Annotated in this window: 16 protein-coding genes and 1 tRNA gene; 5 read left to right on the top strand and 12 right to left on the bottom strand. The window is 62.7% G+C overall.

Going from position 1 to position 19,722, the window contains the following annotated elements; translation table 11 throughout:
• Positions 1–69: 69 nt before the first annotated feature.
• Both NJH59_RS16630 and NJH59_RS16625 read right to left on the bottom strand, forming a co-directional pair.
• The gene (locus NJH59_RS16630; protein WP_253087041.1) at positions 70–510 is read right to left on the bottom strand and encodes a MerR family transcriptional regulator; all 441 of its coding nucleotides are present in this window, start codon (positions 508–510) and stop codon (positions 70–72) included.
• A gap of 124 nt (positions 511–634) precedes the next feature.
• A complete protein-coding gene (locus NJH59_RS16625; RefSeq protein ID WP_253087040.1) occupies positions 635–1,801 on the bottom strand; it encodes an MFS transporter in 1,167 nt (388 codons plus the stop codon).
• A gap of 94 nt (positions 1,802–1,895) precedes the next feature.
• Here NJH59_RS16625 and NJH59_RS16620 point away from each other — a divergent pair, with 94 nt between their 5' ends.
• Positions 1,896–2,789 (top strand): LysR family transcriptional regulator, encoded by an 894-nt coding sequence (locus tag NJH59_RS16620; RefSeq protein WP_253087039.1) that lies wholly within the window; start codon positions 1,896–1,898, stop codon positions 2,787–2,789.
• 179 nt (positions 2,790–2,968) lie between these two features.
• The gene (locus tag NJH59_RS16615; RefSeq protein WP_253087038.1) at positions 2,969–3,403 is read left to right on the top strand and encodes a DUF3077 domain-containing protein; all 435 of its coding nucleotides are present in this window, start codon (positions 2,969–2,971) and stop codon (positions 3,401–3,403) included.
• 348 nt (positions 3,404–3,751) lie between these two features.
• Here the strand turns inward: NJH59_RS16615 and NJH59_RS16610 are convergent, their stop codons facing one another.
• The 5 genes from NJH59_RS16610 to NJH59_RS16590 form a co-directional block, all read right to left on the bottom strand.
• Positions 3,752–3,892 (bottom strand): hypothetical protein, encoded by a 141-nt coding sequence (locus tag NJH59_RS16610; RefSeq protein WP_253087037.1) that lies wholly within the window; start codon positions 3,890–3,892, stop codon positions 3,752–3,754.
• 228 nt (positions 3,893–4,120) lie between these two features.
• Complete coding sequence (locus tag NJH59_RS16605) at positions 4,121–5,095, bottom strand: tripartite tricarboxylate transporter substrate binding protein (protein ID WP_236176080.1); 975 nt, start codon at positions 5,093–5,095, stop codon at positions 4,121–4,123.
• Positions 5,096–5,265: 170 nt separating this feature from the next.
• Positions 5,266–6,405, bottom strand: a complete 1,140-nt coding sequence (locus NJH59_RS16600; protein WP_253087036.1) for a mandelate racemase/muconate lactonizing enzyme family protein — start codon at positions 6,403–6,405, stop codon at positions 5,266–5,268.
• A gap of 15 nt (positions 6,406–6,420) precedes the next feature.
• Positions 6,421–7,542 (bottom strand): mandelate racemase/muconate lactonizing enzyme family protein, encoded by a 1,122-nt coding sequence (locus NJH59_RS16595; RefSeq protein ID WP_253087035.1) that lies wholly within the window; start codon positions 7,540–7,542, stop codon positions 6,421–6,423.
• Complete coding sequence (locus tag NJH59_RS16590) at positions 7,539–9,164, bottom strand: BCCT family transporter (protein WP_054916484.1); 1,626 nt, start codon at positions 9,162–9,164, stop codon at positions 7,539–7,541. Before NJH59_RS16590 ends, NJH59_RS16595 begins: the two co-directional genes overlap by 4 nt.
• 123 nt (positions 9,165–9,287) lie before the next feature.
• Between NJH59_RS16590 and NJH59_RS16585 the strand changes: the two genes are divergently transcribed.
• A complete protein-coding gene (locus NJH59_RS16585) occupies positions 9,288–10,190 on the top strand; it encodes a LysR substrate-binding domain-containing protein (RefSeq protein ID WP_253087034.1) in 903 nt (300 codons plus the stop codon).
• A gap of 19 nt (positions 10,191–10,209) precedes the next feature.
• On the opposite strand, the gene NJH59_RS16580 is transcribed toward NJH59_RS16585, so the two are convergent.
• Positions 10,210–11,139 (bottom strand): LysR family transcriptional regulator, encoded by a 930-nt coding sequence (locus NJH59_RS16580; protein WP_054916486.1) that lies wholly within the window; start codon positions 11,137–11,139, stop codon positions 10,210–10,212.
• A 108-nt stretch (positions 11,140–11,247) separates the two neighbouring features.
• On the opposite strand from NJH59_RS16580, the gene NJH59_RS16575 reads away from it, so the two are divergent.
• Together NJH59_RS16575 and NJH59_RS16570 are read left to right on the top strand one after the other, a co-directional pair.
• On the top strand, positions 11,248–12,444 hold the full coding sequence (locus NJH59_RS16575) for an MFS transporter (protein ID WP_054916487.1): 1,197 nt from the start codon (positions 11,248–11,250) through the stop codon (positions 12,442–12,444).
• A gap of 97 nt (positions 12,445–12,541) precedes the next feature.
• Positions 12,542–15,757, top strand: a complete 3,216-nt coding sequence (locus NJH59_RS16570) for a hybrid sensor histidine kinase/response regulator (RefSeq protein ID WP_253087033.1) — start codon at positions 12,542–12,544, stop codon at positions 15,755–15,757.
• A gap of 115 nt (positions 15,758–15,872) precedes the next feature.
• Here NJH59_RS16570 and NJH59_RS16565 read toward each other — a convergent pair.
• From NJH59_RS16565 to uvrY, 4 genes are all read right to left on the bottom strand, one after another.
• Positions 15,873–15,948, bottom strand: a tRNA-Gly gene (locus NJH59_RS16565).
• A gap of 65 nt (positions 15,949–16,013) precedes the next feature.
• A complete protein-coding gene (pgsA, locus tag NJH59_RS16560; protein WP_043860267.1) occupies positions 16,014–16,574 on the bottom strand; it encodes a CDP-diacylglycerol--glycerol-3-phosphate 3-phosphatidyltransferase in 561 nt (186 codons plus the stop codon).
• A gap of 32 nt (positions 16,575–16,606) precedes the next feature.
• The gene (gene uvrC / locus NJH59_RS16555) at positions 16,607–18,430 is read right to left on the bottom strand and encodes an excinuclease ABC subunit UvrC (RefSeq protein ID WP_253087032.1); all 1,824 of its coding nucleotides are present in this window, start codon (positions 18,428–18,430) and stop codon (positions 16,607–16,609) included.
• 1 nt (position 18,431) lies between these two features.
• Positions 18,432–19,073 carry a UvrY/SirA/GacA family response regulator transcription factor gene (uvrY, locus tag NJH59_RS16550; RefSeq protein WP_043860265.1) on the bottom strand — a complete coding sequence of 214 codons (642 nt, stop codon included), beginning with the start codon at positions 19,071–19,073 and terminating at the stop codon, positions 18,432–18,434.
• Positions 19,074–19,722 lie beyond the last annotated feature (649 nt).

The raw sequence follows: 19,722 nt of genomic DNA, 5'->3' as shown, positions 1-19,722 counted from the left end.
GCCACCTTAAGATTAAAGTCAACTTTAAGGTCAATACCCTTTTGCGCAGTGCAGCAGTGGAGTTTGACCTTAACGCACCGCACGCTTGCCCGGCGCTTTGCCAATGCCTTCTTCACGCAGGCGATTTATCAGCATTTGCGCATTTTCCGCGCACGCCATGCTTTCGGGCTTACCCTCGATGCCCTTGATGACGAGCAGAAGCTGCGCTTTGTTGTGGGCTAGCCGTTGCTGTAGAACAGCGATTTCCTCAACCTTTTGCTTTAGCCCGCTGAGCAATTCATCGTGCTGCCAACCGCTGGCATTCATCGGCATCAACTGCCGAATTTCTTCCAATGAAAAACCCGCCGCCTGCGCTGCGGTGATGACCTCCAACACCCACGTGGTATCAGGCGCGTAGTCCCTGTAACCATTTGCTTTGCGCTCGACAGATTTGATCAAGCCGCTCGACTCGTAGAACCGGATGCGTGAGGGCGCCAAACCACTGATTTTCGCCAGTTCGCCTATTCGCATAACCCACCCTGAACACTCTGTTGACCTTGAAGTTGACTTTAAACCTAAAGCCATCGGGGCGGCCAACCATCACGCATTGAATTCAGGCTCGACCACTGTCTACGCCACTGGCATCAGCGCTTCGTCACGCCACTGTTGATGCAACAGTTCTGGAACGCCAGCCATACGCCAACACCATCAGCAGCCCCAGAGCACCCATCGACGCTCCGGCCAGGGAAATGGCCGGATAACCCAACCCGGCGTTGATCACCGCTCCGCCCAGCGCTGCGCCAATCGCGTTGCCAAAATTGAAGGCGCCAATGTTCACCGCAGAGGCAAGATTGGGCGCGTCCTTCGCTGCCTCCATCACACGCATCTGCAGTGGCGGCACCAGGGCGAAACTGGCGATACCCCATATCAGGATGGCCAGAGCAGCCGGCACCGCCCAACGCATCAGCAGAGTGAACGCCAGCAAGACGAGAATCAGAACGCTTAGCGAGACGATCAAGGTGCGATCTATCGAGCGGTCGGCGGCCTTGCCGCCCCACAGGTTGCCCAGCGTCAACCCCACCCCGAAAAGAACCAGCATGCCAGTGATATAGGCGGTGGAACCATTGGTCTCGCTGCTGAGGATCGGCGCGATGTAAGTGAAGACAGTAAACATCGCGCTCGACCCGACTACGGTCAGGGCCAACGCGCCCAGCACCGGACCGCGCCCCAGTACTCGAATTTCGGCCATTACACCGACGCTTTGCGACGTCTTCAGGTTAGGCAGGGCGAACCATAATGCGGTCATGGTCACCACGCCGAGACCGGTAATTCCCCAGAAAGCGGTGCGCCAACCGAACAGTTCACCAAACCAGGTGGCCAGCGGCACACCGCCGATGGTCGCCAAGGTCAGGCCCATGAACATCGCCGCCACCGCCCCGGCACGTTTTTCCGGGGCGACCACGCTGGCGGCGACGATGGAGCCAACGCCAAAAAATGCACCATGGTTCAGTGAGGTCACCACCCTGGCGACCATGAGGCTGTAGTAATCGGTGGCCAGGGCTGACATCAGATTACCCAAGGTGAAAATCCCCATGAGCCCGATCAGCAGATAGCGTCGGGGAATCCTGCCGGTGGTCAGGGTCATCAGCGGTGCACCGAGCAATACGCCCAGCGCATAGGCACTGACCAGCAAACCGGCAGCGGGAATCGAAACGCCCAGATCCTGAGCGATACCCGGCAACATGCCCATGGGGGCGAATTCTGTTACGCCGATGCCAAAGGCACCGATGGCAAGTGCGACAAGTGGTGGATTGATACGCATGGAAGGCTCCTTATCTATGCCGCCAATGCTACGATGCAGTTTTTTAACGCGGTAGATAGCATTTTTGGCAATCACCTTTGCGCAGGAGGCACAAGTGGACTTCAACGGCAGGTCAGGTGAAATGAGCGTGTTCACCACCGTGGCGCACGAAGGCAGCCTGTCGGCCGCGGCGCGTGCACTGGGCGTGACACCCTCGGCAGTCAGTCGGGTCATCGCGCGTACCGAGCAACGCCTTGGCACCCGCCTGCTGTTGCGCACCACCCGAGCGATCGCCTTCACTGCCGAGGGCGAAGCGTTCCTGCGCGGCGCCCGGCGTATCCTGGCCGATATGGACGAGGTCGAAGCAGCGATCGCTGACCAGGGCGTGCCCAGGGGGCGATTGCGGGTCAGTGCCGCCCTTGGCCACGGGCGGCTGGCCATCGTCCCGCTGGTGGCAGCATTCAGCGCCCGTTACCCGAACATCGTCGTCGACCTTACCCTCGGCGACGAAGTGGTCGACATTCTCGGCGGGCAGGCCGATGTCGCGATCCGCTTCGGCCATCTGCCCGACAGCCCACTGACCGCGCGCAGGATCGGCGACACCGGCCAGGTGGTGGTGGCATCGCCCGAGTATCTGCAGCGCGAGGGCATCCCCAAGGAGCCGGAAGACTTGTTTCAGCACAATTGCCTGCGCTTCAACTTCCGGCGTGCCGAACCCAACTGGCCGTTCATCCGCGATGGAAAAGAGTTTTCCCTGAAGGTCAGCGGCAACATCGAATGCAGCAGTGGTGAAGCGCTGGCACAACTTGCGCGAGTAGGCGCCGGCATTGCACGTATCGGTGAGTTCAGCGTGCGCGAGGATCTGCAGCGCGGCACCCTGATTCCGCTGCTGGAAGCCTGGAACCCAGGGGACCAGGAACCGATCCATGCTGTGTTCGTCGGCGGGGCGGCAATGCCGGCGCGGGTGCGATTGTTCGTGGACTTCTTGCTGGAACATCACCGGATGTAAGCGCTTGATCTGAAATTTCCGGGTACTTGTGGTGTTGAAGTCTCGAAAATGTCGTTACCTCACCAGCATCAATGCTGAAACGGTAACCCCTCCAGCTTCCCCACAAGCCAGAACCTTGAATACCCACCCCCACCCCGTTAACCTTCGCCCATCGCTTTTTGTGTCTGCTGTTTCGTGTCATGGCAGCTGTGCGTGGGGCGCATTCGTGCGCGCCGGGTTCCTTGATTCCCGGTCTACCAACCTGCGTACAGCGCCACCCTTCGTCTGGTAGCGATAGGTGTCGGCTCCACCAATCAAGGGAGCTGCACAATCACAAGAATCGTCCCCGAACCCCGTGTGTTAATCCCCGCAAAACCACCTACACCGCCTTCGGCTGTAGCAACGGAAACCACCCTCCCCTGTTTTCCGTCTGCGAAGGCATCGAGCTCGAAGATGCGTTGGTCCATCTGTCGCTACAGATCCAATGCGCCAAGGACACCACCGCACAAGCTTGCGAACGCGCCGACGCGCAGTTCAAGCACCTGCTGGTGGCAGCGCAGCAGTCGCTGGAGATGAGCACCGTGTTGATCGACACGGTGCTGGACGGCATGGAGGCGCAAGCGGTAGACGCGTAACGACGAGACACCCGGGCCGCAGACGCGGCCCACTGATAGGGGTGCCTATGCGCCATGTAGGAGCCGGCTTTGCCGGCGAAGCGACGCGCGGGCAGCGCGCGGCCTAGAGAGCGCCATCAGATTCAAGGCATGCCCCCCAAACCCAGATGCAATTTCAAGACAGGTGACTGGGGATGTCTTCAGAAAGGCCACCGAAGGATCGCGGTGAGGTTATCAGGTGCCAGTCAATGCTGTTGTGCCGGTCACAAGATCGAGCGCCGCGAGCGCGGCGCTTCGCCGGCAAAGCCGGCTCCTACATGGGCTGCCACGTGCCAACGCCTGTGAGATTCGAGTTGCCAGCCACCACAACTACACCACCAGAATCGCCTCATGCACATCAATCGTCGGAATCGGCATCACCCCGCGTCGCATCTCGAGCCACTGGCGCATCTTGCAGGCATCGAAAATCTGCCCCTCGTCCATCATCGCCAGGATGAGCGTTTGAGACATACGGTAACATCCACACTGAAGGCAACGCCGCCCTTCCCACCCGGCTGGGCAGTCGATGGCCTCGGCGTGGCCGGCGCAGATCAGACAGCTCATGCAACCCCCTGATTGTTTTTCTGGGCGGGAAGGAACGTGCTGGTTACACCACAAAAAACAGCGTTCGAAAAAGGCATGAAAATTCCGTGCCAAGGCACGTATCTCGACAGATGGCAGCTGTTTCGGGCACCCGCCTCACTGGCCCTTGCGAAGGTCGTCGATCAGGGTCTTGTACCCGGCCACCTGCTGCTTGACGTAGGTGCGCAATTGATCACCGGTCAGGGCGAACGGCAGCAGCCTGAAGCCGCTGCGAAGCTGGGCGAACTGTTCCGAGGCCAGTAGCTGGTCGAAGGTGTGCTTCCACCAGGCATAATCCTCGTCGCTGACCCCGGGCCCCAGATAGAAACCCCTGACCACCGGGCAGACGATGTCGTAGCCCTGTTCCCTGGCGGTGGGTACGTCCTTGAGCTCACCGCCCAGGCGTTCTTCCGAGAGTACGGCCAGCAGGCGCATTTCTCCGCGCTGCAGGTGCGTGATGACCTCGAACGCATCGGTACTGCTGACTTCGATGTAACCGCCCAGCAACGCCGTGGCGCTTTCGCCGCCGCTTTCCAGGGCGATGTAGCGCAATTCGCCAATATCGATACCCGCGGCCTTGGCGAGCAATGCGGCCTGCACCCAGTCCTGCCCGCCGGCAGTGCCGCCGGAGCCGAACAGCACCTTGCGCGGCTGCTGCTTCAGCGCCCTGACCAGGTCGTCGAGGTTCTTGTACGGGGAGTCGCTTCTTACCGCGATGGCGCCATAGCTTTTGCCCAGGGCGGCGACCCAGCGTACCGCACCCTCGTCGAAGCGCCCGAACTTGCCCTGGGCAAGGTTGAGCAGCGACCCGCTGGACCATGCGATCAGGGTGCCCGGCTCTGCCGGCCGTTGCGCGATGATGGTGTTGTAGGTCACCGCCCCGACCCCACCGGGCATGTAGGTGATCTGCATGGGCTGGTCGAACACCTTGTTCTGGGCCAGGGCTGTCTTTATCAACTGGCACATCAGGTCCCCACCGCCACCCGATGAACCGGGCACGATGCACTCGGGCGAAGACGGCGGCGCCGCCAGCAACGAAGTGGCGAACAGGGAGCAAGCAATCGAGCAGATACTGCGCAGGAAAAACGTCATGGCGGTCGCCTGTTATTGTTTTTGGTATGACTTGGCAGTTGCGCACCGGGCGGGTTGTCGCCAGTGCACAACTGCACGTACCAAATCTTAGGCTGTGTAGCTTTCTCCAACCTTGCAGCAAGGCAGCGTACGCTGCCCGCGCCATGACTGCAAAACCGGCACCACGGCAGTTACGCAGCGCCCGCCTGGCGGCCGACGCTCAGCTGCAACTGGGCAACGCGCCCGATCTGCTCCCAGTCGATCTGCAGGCCCAGGCCCGGTTGCTGCGACACTGTCACCTGCCCTTGCGCGTTGGTGCGGATCGGGTTGGCGGTGGCGAACTCGAACAGCTCGACCTCGCACGCCTGTTCGAAGTAGCTGCACACCGGCTGCCCCAGCATCAGGTGCAGGTTGGCCGCCTGCGCCAGCGAATGCCCCCAGCTCTGCAGTTCGACCTTGAGCCCGCTGGCCGCAGCGTGGTGGATGATCTTCAGCGCGGGGGTGATGCCGCCGCAGGTCATCACATCCACCCGCACACGGCTCCAGCACTGCTGGCTGGCGGCAAACGCCACCAGCTGGCTGTCGGTGATGGCGTTGCCGGCGGCCAGTACCGGCACCTGCAGCCGCGTGCTCAAGTGCCGGTACCCGGCCAGGTCGTAGTCGTCCAGCGGCGCCTCGAACCAGGCGTAGCCCAGCTCGCCCAGCACCCGCCCGACCTTGAGCGCGGCGTCCAGGTCGTATCGCTGCTCCACGTCCAGCATCAGCGCCAGGCCCTTGTCGCCGTGGGCCCGCTGAACCTGCTCGAGCAGTTGCAGGTCGCGCGCCGGGTCGCACCAGCAATGGAACTTGATGGCCGCAAAGCCCGCCTCGACCAGTTGCTGCACGGCGTCCACATAGGCCTGCGGCGTGGCCAGCACCGGCGTGCTGGCGTAGGCGTCGATGCGCTCGCGGTAGCCGCCCAGCAGCCTGAACAGGGGCAGGCCCGCCGCCTGCGCCGCGATGTCCCACAGCGCCACGTCGATCAGCGCCTGGGCCTGGGCCGAGCGCGCATAGGCCCTGGGCTTGAAGTGCATCCACAGCCCTTCGCGCTGCAGTGCCGAGCGCCCGAGCAGGTCGGGGATCATGTCGCGCAGCGTCTCGGCCAGTACCGCGTCGGGGTGGTGCGTGGTGTACGAATCGGTAGCCGCCACGCCGACGATGCCGTCGCAGGTGCTGATGCGGATGAAGGTGTGCGTGGTGTACGGTGCCGGTTGCTCCGGGGTCCAGGTGGAGCCGCGCAGCGGCGGCGCGCACACGAACACCTCGACCCGGTCGATGATCTGGTTGTGCATGGGGGCCTCCCGCCTCTAGGTGCGAACGCGATAACGCTCGATCATCGCCTCGTCCAGTATCACGCCAAGGCCTGGGCTGTCGGGCACGCGCACATGGCCGTCCTCCAGTGCCAGCAGGTTGCTCACCAGGCCACGGAACAACGGGCTGTCGCTTTGCGAGTATTCGATCAACTCGCCAAACTCGCTGGCCGCCAGAAAGTGCACGGTGGCTGCCAGCAGGATGCCGGTGCTGAAGCCGTGGGGCACCAGTTGCGCGCCGTGCAGTTGCGCCAGTTCATAGATGTGGCGCATCTCGCTGATGCCGCCGCAGCGGGTGATGTCGGGCTGGATGATCGCCGGGCGCGAAGCCTCCAGAAAGTGACGGAACTCGTGCCGCGTGGCCAGCCCCTCGCCGCCGGATACGCGCAGCCCGGAGCGCTCGGCCAGGTACGCCAGGCCGCGGGTGTCGTCCGAAGGCAAGGGTTCCTCGATCCAGTTGAGGTTGAACTGGCGCAGTGCATCGCATTGCACCAGCGCGTGGGAGTAGTTGCGCCAGCGCCCCACCAGGTCGATCTGCAGTTGCACGTCGTCGCCGATCTCCTCGCGCACCAGTTGCAGCAATGCCTTGTCCCTGGGCAGGTCTTCGCCAAAACCTGCGCCGCCGAGCTTGATGCTGCGCAGGCCCTGGGCCAGCAGGCCGCGTACCCGCTCGCGGTTGCCGGCCTCGTCGGGCCGCGGGATGAAGGTGCCGTAGGCGGCGATGCGCTCACGGTACTTGCCGCCGAGCAGGGTGTGCACCGGCACGCCGTAGTGCTGGCCGGCGATGTCCCACAGGGCGATGTCGAGCGCGCTGATGGCATGGATGGCCACGCCGCGCCGGCCCATGTATTCGCAGTGGCGGTACATCTTCTTCCACAGCCGGTCGATTTCCAGCGGGTTCTCCCCGACCAGGATGTCGCGCAACCCCTGGCAGGTTTCATGGGATGCCGGGGTTTCGATCAGGGCCTTGACCACGGCCGGCGAGCTGTCGGTTTCACCGATGCCCAGCAGGCCGCTGTCGGTGTAGATGCGCACGATCAACGCATCCTCACCCCACTCGCAGGGCTGGTCGAGCCCAGGCACGCGCAACCAGATCGCTTCTACATCGACTATTTTCATTGCAGGTTTTCCAGAGTTTTCGGGGCGCCCTGGCAAGCTTGGCGAGGGGCCTGTTCGGCGTCGCACGCAGTGCCCTGGGCCAGGCGGGCGGACTGCGCTTCGATCAGGTGTGCGGGCATTGCCGCGTAGTCTTCGCGCAGCCACTTCAGCAGCCCCCAGATCTTCACCATGAGGATGAAGATGAACGGGATGGCGGTGAGGATCACGGCAGTCTTGAGGGTGTTGAGCGAGGCATTGATGTACAGCATCGCCAGCGGCAGCACGGCCAGCATCAGGCACCAGAACAGGCGCAGGCTCGGCGACGGGTCCTGGCCTTCACGCAGGTTGCGGGTGCTGGTGGCGGCCACGGTGTAGGCCACGGCGTCCAGGTGCGAGGCCAGGAACACCAGCATGAGCAGGAAGTACACCACCGACAGCAGTTTGCCGAACGGCAGGCTGGCGAGCAGCATCGACACCGCCGCTTCGCCGCCGGCACCGCTGAGCATGGCCGGGGCATTGACCACATCGGTGACGAACTGGTGAATGGCAAAGCTCTGCAGGCTGCCGAAGAAGAACCAGCAACCGCCGCAGCCGCCCAGGATCATCGCCAGTACCACCTCGCGAATCGTGCGGCCCTTGGAGACGCGGGTGACGAAAATTGCCACGCCCGGCGTGTAGGTGATCCAGTACAGCCAGTAGAACACGGTCCAGTCACGGGAGAAGCCGCCGTCCCCGGTAGGGTCGGTGAACAGGCTCATGTGGATGAAGTTCTGCAGGGTCAGGCCGATGGCGTTGGCGATGTTGCTGACGCTGAACTGGGTGGGCCCCAGCAGCAGCACGACCAGGGCGAACAGCATGGTCATGCCGCAGGCCAGTTTTGCCAGGCGCTGCATGCCGGAGCTGATGCCGATGTAGGAGCTGAGCGAGAACACCAGTGTCACCAGGATCACCAGCGACGCCTTGAGCATGAAGCCGTCGGCAAGCCCGGTGAGGTCCGACAGCCCCTTGGCCACGGTGGAGGTGGTCAGGGTGGTGGTCAGCACCAGCCCGCCGAAGGTGGCGAACAGGAAGATCAGGTCGATGACCCGCCCGACCGGGCCGTGGGCCTTGTAGCCGGTGATCGACTCGATGATGCCCGCCAGGCTCAAGCCTTTGTTCTTGCGCACATGGAAGTGATACGCCATCGCCAGCGAGGCGATGCCGTAGATGGCCCACGGGGTCACGCCCCAGTGGAAGAACGAGTAGGCGATGCTCATCTCCAGCGCCTGCTTGCTGGCGGCGGTGATGTTCAGGCCCGGGGTGAGGTAGTAGTAGGCCCATTCCATGAACGCCCAGTACATGGTCGCCGAGCCGAGGCCGGCGCAGATGAACATGAAGATCCAGCTGGTGTTCCTGTACTCGGGCTTGCCCTCGCCCAGGCGGATGTTGCCGTACTTGCTCATGCCCAGGCCGATCACCAGCACCACGCAGGCAAAGCCCAGTACCTGGACCAGCACACCGAAGGTGGTGGTGGCACGGGTGAAGAGCTGATCGGCCAGTACCTTGGCCTGATCGGGGAACATCATCAAACCGATGACCGTCAGCGATATCACCACGATGCTGGTGAAAATCAGCGTCAGGTCTTTCTGGGTGTTCTGCTGCATAGTGAGTCCCAACTGTTGTAATTATTGGACAGACCCCCGTATTGGCGGGCTCGGCGGCTAATGTAAGCTGGTGCCCAGCGCCGAGAGAATCGCGATTTGGTAATGGACTAATAACGAAGTCTTATGAATAAATTCGCCCTGACCCGCCTGCCGCACATGACCCTGCTGCTGGCCTTCAAGACCGTTGCCGAGCACGGCAGCTTCACCCGTGCCGCCACCGCGCTGCACCTGTCGCAGTCGGCCATCAGCCAGCAGGTGGTCAAGCTGGAGGAGGCATTGGGGGTGACGCTGTTCGTGCGTTCGACCCGTACCGTGGCCCTGACCAGGGCCGGCGCCGCGCTGCTGGACGATGTTCGCGCCCCCTTTGACCAGCTGGTGGCCGCCTTCGAGAAATGCGCGCGCAAGGCCGCACCGTCGGTGCTGCACATCGAGGCCGAGCCGGTGATGAGCGCGTTCTGGCTGACCCCGCGCCTGAAGCATTTCACCCAGCGCTTCCCCGCGCTGCGCATCCAGCAACTGCTGAGCACCCAGCGCGTCGAGTTTCCCGACGAGGTGGAGCTGGCGATCAAGTGGGGCACGGCCGACTGGCCGGGTTTCGACACGCAGTTTCTGATGGGCCTGAACTACGTGCCGATCTGCTCGCCCGCATTGCTCGAAGGGCCCGACGCGCTGCGGGTGCCGGCCGACCTGGCGCGTCACCCGCTGCTGCATGACCGGCATCATCACGACTGGGAAGCCTGGCAGGCGCTGTACCCCACGCCAGGGCTGGAGGTGCGCAGCGGGCACGTGGTCACCGACTCCAATGTGCTCGCGCAGCTGGCGATCGAGGGGCATGGTGTCGCCCTGTGTGCGATCGAGCTGACCGAACGGGCGGTGCGCAGCGGCGAACTGGTGATGCCCTTCCCCGAGCTGGTGATGCCGCATCAGCTGGCGTATTACCTGCTGACCAAGCCGCACAAGCAGATCAGCGACATGGCCCGGCAGTTCATTGCGTGGCTGAAGGAAGAGGCTGGCAACGGGACGTAGTGCGTGAATGGGTGCCCGATCAGCCCATCAGCTCGACATCCGGAATCGCCGCCACCGTGGTTTCGCGCAGCAGCGCCAGGAACTCGACGACATAGGGTTTCTGGCTGTCTGCCGGCAAGGTGGCAGCCCAGATATCCGAGATAAGCCCCTCGCGGGTGATGGGCCTGGCCGTCACGTACTGACGCTGGAGGTAGGTCTGCACGGCCCAGCGTGGCAGCACCGCAATGCCGCGCCGCGCTGCCACCAGCATCAGGATCGCGACAGTCAGCTCGGCGGTGCGGCGCACAGGCTTGATCCCCGCGGGCCGCAACAATGAGCGGACAATGTCCAGCGCGTCTTCCTCGATCGGATAGGTCACCAGGGTTTCGTCGATAAAGTCCTCGGCCGTCAAGAACTCGCGCAGGGCCAAGGGGTGGTCATTGGCAACCAGTGCCACCAGCGGATAGCGAAACAGCCCGTGAAAATCGACCCCTTCCTCGTCCCTTTCGGAGCAGGACACCAGTGCAAGATCGGCGGTGCGCTGATGCAGCAGGCCAACGGGATCGTCGTGATAACCCGATACCAGGTCCACTTCCACCTCAGGCCAGCGTGCTCTAAAGGCATCGACTGCGGGCATGAGCCAGTCAAAACAGGTGTGGCATTCGACGGCGATACGCAAGGTACCGCCGGTGCCTTCGGCCATCTGCAGCAGGTCACGCGTGGTCTGATTAAGAATGGGCACCACTTTGTCGGCGGCTTCCAGCAGCCGCTTGCCAGCCGGCGTAAAGACCACCGGGGAAGACTTGCGAACGAACAATGGGGTGCCGAAAAACTCCTCCAGCGCCTTGATGTGATGGGACAAGGCGCCTTGGGTCAGTCGCATCCAGGACGCGGCGCGGGAGACGCTGCCACTGTCGCGCAGGGCCACCAGCGTTTGCAGGTGGCGAACATCGATCGGGATTCTGTCCATTAAATTTACTGAGGTTAGGTAACGATATTATTCGTTTGAATAATAGACCTGCGATTTTCATACTTCCAGCCTCGATTTCACCCAGGCAAGACAGAGGCTGCACGCAAGATGAAAAACACACACATGCACAGGCAGGTCGGCATTCTGGCAAGTGCACAGGCCTTGTTCCAGACGGTTTCGGTTCTGGTAATGACCATCGGCGCACTGGCAGGCGCCCAGTTGACCCACCGCGCCGACATGGCCACATTGCCTATCGCCAGCATGTTCCTGGGCACCGCACTGGCGATGTTTCCGGCCTCGTCATTCATGGCAAACGCCGGGCGCAGGGCCGGCTTTGTACTTGGCGCGGCGCTGGGCGTGACCGGCGGCATGGTCGCTGCCGCCGGTATATGGTTCGGCTCCCTGGCCCTGCTCGCACTGGGCACCTTCCTGGTCGGCACCTATCAGGCCTTTGCCCAGTTCTACCGTTTTGCCGCAAGCGAGGTCGCGGACGAGAGCTTGCGCCCCAAGGCCATCTCGCTGGTGCTGGCAGGTGGCATAGTCGCTGCACTGCTGGGGCCGGCGTTGGCGCGGTTCGGAGGCCAGTGGATAGGCCCGCAGTACTTCGGGTCATTTGTTCTGCTGACCGTCGTCGCCGTGTTGGGGCTGGGCGTGCTGCTGTTTCTGGATATGCCTGCCACCGAACCACCGGCGGCGGGCCTGGACAAGGGCCGGCCATGGGCACGGATCGTCCTGCAGCCGACCTACCTGGTAGCCCTGTTCGGCGCGGTGACCGGCTATGGCGTGATGATACTGGCGATGACGGCGACTCCGCTGGCGATGCTCCACCATCACCATCCGCTGGCCACGGCCGCCACCGTCATCCAGTTGCACGTGATGGGCATGTTCCTGCCCTCGTTCTTCACCGGCGCCCTGATTTCCCGGCTGGGTGCGGCGTGGGTGATGCTGCTGGGCGTGATGCTGCTGGCCTTGCACGTTCTGACCACCTGGTCCGGCACGGGCTTCAATGCCTTTGCCAGTGCTCTGGTTCTGCTGGGTGTGGGCTGGAATTTCCTGTTCATCGGCGGCACGGCCTTGCTGACCACAACCTACAGCCCGGCGGAAAAGAGCCGGGCCCAGGCGACCAACGACATGGCGATCTTTGCGGTGGGATTGACGTGCTCGTTTGGCGCCGGCGGCCTGCTCGACGTGTTTGGCTGGCAGGTGCTGAATGCGCTGCTGCTGCCTTGGCTGGGGCTTGCCGGCCTGATGATCGTATGGCGGCTCGTGGCTGAAAACCGCACCCGAACGCTACCGCAGGGCTAGGGCCGCACGGGGTGTGGCACCCGGGATGATCCGGCAAGCACTCCAGCTCTTGTATAGACTGGGTCTGGACGCGCCTCATCACTGACGGGATTGCACGATGAATCACCGCTACACCCGCCTGGACAGGCTGGCCAGCAGTTCACTGCGCCTGAACATGGGGCTTGCCGTGCTCCTGGGCCTGGCGCTGCTGTTGACTGGCTTGTGCTACTGGGGCGTGAATCGCGTGCTGCAGAAGCAGGAAGACACGGTGAAGTTTCACTTCGCCCGCCTGATGGAAAACATCCGCGAGCAGGAAGCCTTTCTCAGCGCCGTGTCGCGCAAAAGCGCCGAAGGCCAACTGCTGGGCGCCTCCAGTGTGCCGGTGGTGGTGCAACGGTCTTCGTCCGATGCCACCGGTGCGGTCTATGAAGAACTCGAATACGCCTTCTCCCTGCCGTTCAGCGTGAAGATCAACCCGGCCAGGATCGCAGCCTCGCAACACGCCAGCGTCTCTACCCTGGGGGCGAACCTGGCCAACTACTACAGTGCATTCTGGTCGGCTTCGCACTATCAATCGCCCCAGGTGCTGCTGTTCAACCTGCCGGACAACTTCGATATCAGCGTACCGGCCATGGGGCGCCTGCGCGGCACGGGTCGGCCCCGACAAGAGGACTTCGATCGTGTGGTGCGCCAGGTGGGCAAGAGCCTGCACGACCACGCGCCGCGGGACCACCAGGTGCAGTGGGTGCCCTATGACGCAGGCCCCGATGCCCCTGCCACTGTGCTGGGGTATGTCGACATCGACCTGTCGGCAACCCGGCTGCACATTTCAGGGGCCAGCCCCTCGGTGGTGGTGGCGTCCATGTTCACGCTGGATCAGGTCAACAACATCGAACGCATCATGCAATGGTCGATCTACGATCACTTCAGCCTGATCGCCCCCACCCGCGAGGCATTGGTGGGCGAGTTCAAGCCCGATCGGGTGCTGCATGAAGGCCTGAACCTGAACGCTGACGGGCTGGTGTTCCGTGTGACAAGCCCGGGCGAGCAGCCCTGGACCGGCATCTATGTGATCGGTTTCAAAAGCTTTGTGGACTATGCCTTCTGGCCGCTGCTGGGGCTGGTTGCACTGATGCTGGCCGGATTGGGCGGCGGCTGGGCATTCAATCACTGGTATCGCAAGCATGTGGTGTTGCCTGCCCACCGTGCACTTGAAGACATCGCCGAGAGCGAGGCTTTCAGTCGAGCCGTCATCGACACGGCGCCAGCCGGTCTGTGCGTGCTGCGTTGCAGCGACTACGCGGTGCTGCTGGAAAACCAGCACGCCCAGCAGTCCCACGGCAGCGCCACGCTGATCGGCGCCCTGCGTCGACAGCACGACCTGGCCGAGCGGGGCTCAACCGATCTGCAGGTTGAAGGCCGCCATTGGCACGTGAGCCTTGTGCCTACCCGCTACCACGGCGAAAACGCCTGGCTGTGTGCCTTTCATGACGTTACCCGGCTTGTCGAAGATGCCGCCAGCCTTGAACAGGCGCGCTTGGCCGCCGATTCCGCCAATGAAGCCAAGACACGTTTCCTGGCCACCATGAGCCATGAGATCCGCACACCGCTGTACGGCGTACTGGGCACCCTGGAGCTGATGGGGCTGACCGCGCTCGACCCGCGCCAGCAGCACTACCTGCAGACCATCCAGCGATCATCGGCCACCCTGTTCCAGCTGATCAGCGACGTGCTGGATGTGTCGAAGATCGAATCCGGACAGATGACCATCGACGATCTGGACTTCTGCCCTCTGGAGATGATCGAGGCCACACTCGGCACCTACAGTGCATACGCCCAGGCCAAAGGCTTGCAACTGTATGCCTGCATCGATGCCGACCTGCCCGACCGGCTGCGCGGCGATCCGTTGCGCATTCGCCAGATCCTCAACAACCTGCTGAGCAATGCCATCAAGTTCACCGACAGCGGCCGGGTGGTGCTGCGGGCTCGGGTCGTGGAACAGGACAGCGAATACAGCCAGTTGCAGTGGCAGGTCAGCGATTCGGGACTGGGCATTTCCCAGGCCCAGCAGGTGCATCTGTTCGACCCGTTCTATCAGGTGCGCGACGCCAGCAGCGAGGCCGGTGCAGGCCTGGGCCTGTCCATCTGCCGCCGGCTCTGCGAACTGATGGACGGCCAGCTCGACGTGGTCAGTGCAATCGGGCTGGGCAGCAGTTTCACCCTGCAGTTGAAGCTGCCCCGCGCGCCCGGCGCACTCACCGACTGTCCTGAATTCGAGCCATCCACCGCCCCTGTGTACGTGCGCGCGCCCGTCCCGGAACTGGCCCGGCACCTTTGCGCCTGGCTCGTTCGGCTGGGGGTAGACGCCCGTCCGCTGGCCAGCGACATGGGTTCGGGCAACGACGCGACACTGTTGGTGGACATGCTCGCGTCCGGTCAAGCGTGGGCTGGCCCCCGGATCAACGCCGTACCGGGCGGGCCCAACCCACCCGACCACGGCGCTGATGGCTGGGAGGTCGATGCCTACGACGTTCGCGCGATCGCCAGGGCGGTGGGCCTGGCGCACGGCGGTCACGACACGCAGCACAGCGCCTGGCCAGCGGGCACCCGCCAGCCACTGGACCTGCGGATTCTGGTAGCCGAAGACAACCCCATCAATCAGGCGATCATCAAGGAGCAACTCGAAGCCCTGGGCTGCGTGGTCACGGTGGCGTTCAACGGTGAGCAGGCACTGGCACTCTGGGCGCCCGGGGCGTACGACCTGGTGCTCACCGACGTCAACATGCCGGTTATCAATGGCTATGAGCTGACCCAGGCATTGCGCCAGCAGGATGCCGACCTGCCCGTGATCGGCATCACAGCCAACGCCATGCGCGATGAAGGCGAGCGCTGCGCGGCCGTGGGCATGAACGCCTGGATGGTCAAGCCCCTGAACCTGCACACCTTGCGCACTCAGCTGTTGCAGCACTGCGAGCTGGTTCTGCCGCAGCCCTTCACCGAGGTCGACGACGCCGCCACCACACCATCGAGCGACGTCGACACCGTCCACGTTCCGCCTGCGATGCGAAAACTGTTCATCACCTCGATGCGCGACGACCTGCGCAAGATCCACGTCGCACTGGACAACGCCGATGCCGGCGTCCTGGCGCAGGTACTGCACAGCCTGGGCGGCGCCCTGTGCTCGGTTCAGGCGTTCGCCCTGGCCACCTTGTGCGCCGAACTGGAATGCCAGCTTGCGGGGTCGCACATCACGCCGCAGCTGGCCCGGAAAGTACGCCAGGTGCAAACGCGCCTGGAGACCGTGCTGAACACACAGCAGGCCCTGGACGGTTGAAGACGTCCTGTCTTGCGTATTCGAAGAGGATTGTTGCGCAACGAAAAAAGGGCCACTTTTCAGTGGCCCTTCTTTCTGACGAATTACAGACCTTTCGATCTGTAGCTCCAAATACTGGAGCGGGAAACGAGACTCGAACTCGCGACCCCGACCTTGGCAAGGTCGTGCTCTACCAACTGAGCTATTCCCGCGTCGTGTTGATGGGGGCCATTCTAGCGATTTTAAAAACGCCGTCAACCCCTTGATTCAAAAAAGTTTATTTTATTTCAGAGCCTTCACGCAGGTGCGGCCAGGCTGCACGCAGGTAGTGCACCATCGACCACAGGGTCAGCCCCGCCGCCACCAGCAGCAGCGCATAACCCAGGCCTACCCAGAACCCCCACACCGGCGGGTTGCCCAGCAGGATCACCAGCGCCAGCATCTGCGCCGCGGTCTTCCACTTGCCCAGGTTGGACACCGCCACATGGGCACGTGCGCCCATCTCGGCCATCCATTCACGCAGCGCCGACACCACGATCTCGCGACCGATGATGACCGCCGCCGGCAGCGTGAGCCACAGGTTGGCATGCACCTGCACCAGCAGCACCAGGGCCACGGCCACCATCAGCTTGTCCGCGACCGGGTCGAGGAAGGCGCCAAACGGAGTGCTCTGCTGCCACCGACGAGCCAGGTAACCGTCCAGCCAGTCGGTGGCGGCGGCAACGGCAAACACGCTGCTGGCGGCTATGTAGCTCCAGTGATACGGCACATAGAACAGCAGTATGAAGATCGGTATGAGCAGAACGCGTAGTACGGTAAGCAGATTCGGGATATTCATCGGCACAACTGGCTGCGAGGTGAGCGGGCATTCTACTCGCTATGCAGGCTGTCATAAATCGACTCGGCAAGCTTTTTACTGATTCCGGGTGCTTTGGCGATTTCTTCGACGCTGGCACGGCTCAGTTCCTGCAGTCCGCCAAAGTGTTTTAGCAGGTCGCGCCGGCGCTTGGGCCCTACCCCGGCGACGCCTTCCAGGGTCGAGGTGCGCCGCGTCTTGCCGCGCCGCGCGCGGTGACCGGTGATGGCGAAACGGTGCGCCTCGTCGCGGATCTGCTGGATCAGGTGCAGCGCCGGCGAGTCGCCCTTGAGGGTGAACTCGTGGGCCACGTCGTTGAGGTACAAGGTTTCGAAACCGGCCTTGCGCGTGGTGCCCTTGGCCACGCCCAGCAGAATCAGGTCGGGCACGGCCAGTTCCTGCAGCACGTCGCGGGCCATGTTCAGCTGGCCCTTGCCGCCATCCACCAGCAGCACGTCCGGCAGCTTGCCCTCACCGTCCTTGATCCGCGAGAAGCGCCGGGTCAGGGCCTGGTGCATGGCCGCGTAGTCATCGCCGGCGGTCACGCCCTCGATGTTGTAGCGCCGGTAGTCGGACTTGATCGGGCCTTCGGGGCCGAACACCACGCAGGAGGCCACGGTGGCCTCGCCGCTGGAGTGACTGATGTCGTAGCACTCCAGGCGCTGCGGGGTTTCATCCAGGTCCAGCACCTGGGCCAGCGCATCGAAGCGCGCGGCCATGTGCTGGCGGTTGGCAAGGCGCGCCATCAGCGCCTGCTCGGCGTTGGTCACGGCCAGTTGCTGCCAGCGCGCGCGGGTGCCGCGCACCCGATGGCTGATGGTCAGCTCGCGACCCCGCAGGGCCTCGACGGCGGCGCACAGGGCTTCGAAGTCTTCGTGCACCACGTTGACGATCAGCTCGGCAGGCAGTTCGCGCTCGGCGTTGCCCACGTAGTACTGGGCCAGGAACGCCGACAGCACCTCGGCCACGTCTTCCTCGATGCCCACCTGCGGAAAGAAGTTCTTGCTGCCCAGCACCCGCCCGCCGCGCACGCTGATAAGGTGCACGCACGCCCCGCCCGGGTTGACGAAGGCGGCCACCACATCCACGTCGCCGCTGCCGCCCTCCATGCTCTGCTGATCCTGCACGCGACGCAGCAAGGCGATCTGGTCGCGCAGCTCGGCGGCACGCTCGAACTCCAGGGCCATCGCGGCGCGCTCCATCTCTTCGTTGAGCTCGTTGGTCAACTGGTGGCTGCGCCCCTCCAGGAACATCACCGAGTGGCGCACGTCGGCGGCGTACTCCTGTGGTTCGACCAGGCCGACGCACGGCGCCTTGCAGCGCTTGATCTGGTACTGCAGGCACGGCCGGGTGCGGTTGGCGTAATAGCTGTCTTCGCACTGGCGCACGAAGAAGGTCTTCTGCAGCAGGCTCAGGCTTTCGCGAATGGCACCGGCACTGGGGTAAGGGCCGAAGTACCTGCCCTTGGCCTTCTTGGCCCCGCGATAGATGCCCAGGCGCGGGTAGTCGCCATCACTGAGGAACACATAGGGGTAGGACTTGTCGTCGCGCAACAGGATGTTGTACGGCGGGCGCCATTCCTTGATCAGGGTCTGCTCGAGCAGCAGCGCCTCGGTCTCGTTGGCGGTAATGGTGGTCTCGACCTGAGCGATGCGCGCCACCAGCGCGGCTGTCTTGGGCGCCAGGCCCGCCTTGCGAAAATAGCTCGCCAGGCGCTTCTTGAGGTTTTTGGCCTTGCCTACATACAGCAGGCGCGCGCCTTCATCGAACATCCGGTAGACACCCGGACGTCCGCTGCAGGTCGCCAGAAAGGCACTTGAATCAAACGCTGGGGTCATATCAGAGGTTGGCGTCAACCATACCGTGGCGCACGGCCAGCAACGTCAGTTCCACGTCACTGGTAACGGAAAGTTTCTCGAAGATCCGGTAACGGTACGTATTCACCGTCTTCGGCGACAAGCACAGCTTGTCGGAAATGATCTGCACCTTCTGGCAACCGACGATCATCAGGGCGATCTGGATCTCCCGCTCCGACAGGCTGTCGAACGGCGAGGCATTCTGCGGTTCGAACGACTTGAGTGCCAGCTGCTGGGCTATCTGCGGGCTGATGTAGCGCTGCCCGGCAAACACCAGGCGAATGGCCTGGACCATTTCACCCAGCCCGGCGCCCTTGGTCAGGTAGCCGGCCGCACCGGCCTGCAGCAGGCGGGTGGGAAACGGGTCTTCCTCGCACACGGTCACGGCCACCACCTTGATGTCGGGGTGGCTGCGCAGCAGCTTGCGGGTCGCCTCCAGGCCACCGATGCCGGGCATCTTGACGTCCATCAGGACCACGTCGGGCTTGAGTTCGCGGGTGAGTTTCAGTGCTGCCTCGCCGGAATCGGCTTCCCCTACCACCTGCAGGCCGTCGATGTCGGCCAGCATGCGGGTAATGCCCGTACGCACCAAATCGTGGTCATCGACCACCAGGACCCTGATCAAGCAGACACCTCGCGTTACGGTGTGAATTGTATCCGGCCACCTTAGCAAAAAATCGACCGGGTGAGCTAACTGTAAACGCCATCCGGCTGACGTCAATTTCCCAGCCTTCCTACGTGGCTTCCTACGCGGCTCATCGTCACTGCAGCGTGGCTTCTGCCTGGATGAGCAGACCTGCCTGTACAGGCACAGGCCACGCATGAAACTGAAACTATGCCCGGCTCGCCACGCGGAGCACAAGCGGTGGCGAATGCAAAAAAAAGCAACGCCAGTAAAACAGGCTGTTCACGCTCGCGATGCACTCATCAACACAACTAACCCGTCGCCCGATTGCAACTTTCAAAACATTAAGCTGAAACGGTTTACCTAATTAAATGAAGGCGATTTGCCACCATTAAAATTTATGTAAAAACCTCGTGGAAGCATTTTTTTGGCGCCATTAAAACACACCCAATACACATATCAATTTTTTGACGTCGAACTTTCTACAAACTATATGTCATTGTTTTTAAACGGTTTTTTAACTTTCACAAAACAAACTATATTTTTTTCTAGTTAATTTGATATGAAGTGTTGCCGTTCCAAAATTAAACGCTATAGGATGAAAAAAAGAGAGATAAGCCGCCGACGAACATCAACGTTCGCCGCGTTT

This window comes from Pseudomonas sp. VE 267-6A, from assembly GCF_024126555.1.
GTDB lineage: Bacteria > Pseudomonadota > Gammaproteobacteria > Pseudomonadales > Pseudomonadaceae > Aquipseudomonas > Aquipseudomonas palmensis.
Note: the sequence above shows the minus strand (reverse complement) of the source record. Positions and strands in the feature narration are given on the sequence as shown.

What these genes read in the sequence shown, in the direction of transcription:
- NJH59_RS16630 (WP_253087041.1), bottom strand. Translation starts at nt 510, where the DNA reads ATGCGAATAGGCGAACTGGCGAAAATCAGTGGTTTGGCGCCCTCACGC.
- NJH59_RS16625 (WP_253087040.1), bottom strand. Translation starts at nt 1,801, where the DNA reads ATGCGTATCAATCCACCACTTGTCGCACTTGCCATCGGTGCCTTTGGC.
- NJH59_RS16615 (WP_253087038.1), top strand. Translation starts at nt 2,969, where the DNA reads ATGGCAGCTGTGCGTGGGGCGCATTCGTGCGCGCCGGGTTCCTTGATT.
- NJH59_RS16610 (WP_253087037.1), bottom strand. Translation starts at nt 3,892, where the DNA reads ATGTCTCAAACGCTCATCCTGGCGATGATGGACGAGGGGCAGATTTTC.
- NJH59_RS16605 (WP_236176080.1), bottom strand. Translation starts at nt 5,095, where the DNA reads ATGACGTTTTTCCTGCGCAGTATCTGCTCGATTGCTTGCTCCCTGTTC.
- NJH59_RS16600 (WP_253087036.1), bottom strand. Translation starts at nt 6,405, where the DNA reads ATGCACAACCAGATCATCGACCGGGTCGAGGTGTTCGTGTGCGCGCCG.
- NJH59_RS16595 (WP_253087035.1), bottom strand. Translation starts at nt 7,542, where the DNA reads ATGAAAATAGTCGATGTAGAAGCGATCTGGTTGCGCGTGCCTGGGCTC.
- NJH59_RS16590 (WP_054916484.1), bottom strand. Translation starts at nt 9,164, where the DNA reads ATGCAGCAGAACACCCAGAAAGACCTGACGCTGATTTTCACCAGCATC.
- NJH59_RS16585 (WP_253087034.1), top strand. Translation starts at nt 9,288, where the DNA reads ATGAATAAATTCGCCCTGACCCGCCTGCCGCACATGACCCTGCTGCTG.
- NJH59_RS16580 (WP_054916486.1), bottom strand. Translation starts at nt 11,139, where the DNA reads ATGGACAGAATCCCGATCGATGTTCGCCACCTGCAAACGCTGGTGGCC.
- NJH59_RS16575 (WP_054916487.1), top strand. Translation starts at nt 11,248, where the DNA reads ATGAAAAACACACACATGCACAGGCAGGTCGGCATTCTGGCAAGTGCA.
- NJH59_RS16570 (WP_253087033.1), top strand. Translation starts at nt 12,542, where the DNA reads ATGAATCACCGCTACACCCGCCTGGACAGGCTGGCCAGCAGTTCACTG.
- pgsA (WP_043860267.1), bottom strand. Translation starts at nt 16,574, where the DNA reads ATGAATATCCCGAATCTGCTTACCGTACTACGCGTTCTGCTCATACCG.
- uvrC (WP_253087032.1), bottom strand. Translation starts at nt 18,430, where the DNA reads ATGACCCCAGCGTTTGATTCAAGTGCCTTTCTGGCGACCTGCAGCGGA.